The following is a 630-nucleotide window of genomic DNA, read 5'->3' as shown; positions in this document are numbered from 1 at the left end:
GCCAAGCGTGCCGTCGCCATTGCCCTGCGCAACCGCTGGCGCCGCCAGCAAGTGGCGGAGCCGCTGCGTAGCGAAATCACACCCAAGAATATCCTGATGATAGGGCCGACCGGGGTGGGCAAGACCGAAATCGCCCGCCGTCTGGCCCGTCTGGCCAATGCGCCCTTTATCAAGGTCGAGGCGACCAAGTTTACCGAGGTCGGTTATGTCGGGCGTGACGTCGACACCATCATCCGCGATCTGGTGGAAGTGGCGTTGAAGGAAACCCGCGACAGCGCCATCAAGAAGAACCGTTATCGTGCCGAAGACGCGGCCGAGAACCGTATTCTTGATGTCCTGCTGCCGGGGCCGCGCCAGAGCCCGGGTTTCTTTGCCGACGAGCCTGCCCCAGCCGTAGAGAAGACGGAAGAGAACAGCACGCGGCAGAAATTCCGCAAAATGCTGCGTGAAGGCAAGCTGGACGAGAAGGAAATCGAAGTCGAGGTCGCCGCTGCGGCCCCCGCGATGAACATCATGGGCCCGCCGGGGATGGAAGACTTTACCGGCCAGCTGCAGTCGATGTTCCAGGGTCTGGGCGCAGGCACGAAAAAAGCCAGCAAGATGACCGTGGCCGAAGCGCGTCGCGTGCTG

1 protein-coding gene is annotated in these 630 nt (G+C 62.4%); it reads left to right on the top strand.

Annotation, left to right across the window (positions count from 1 at the left end):
* Positions 1-630 (top strand): AAA family ATPase (locus tag EGI20_RS18945; RefSeq protein WP_498633254.1); only part of this gene is annotated, 630 nt, incomplete at both ends.

The sequence above is a fragment of the Aquitalea sp. S1-19 genome, from assembly GCF_024343515.1.
This window is presented reverse-complemented; position numbering and strand designations above follow the sequence as displayed.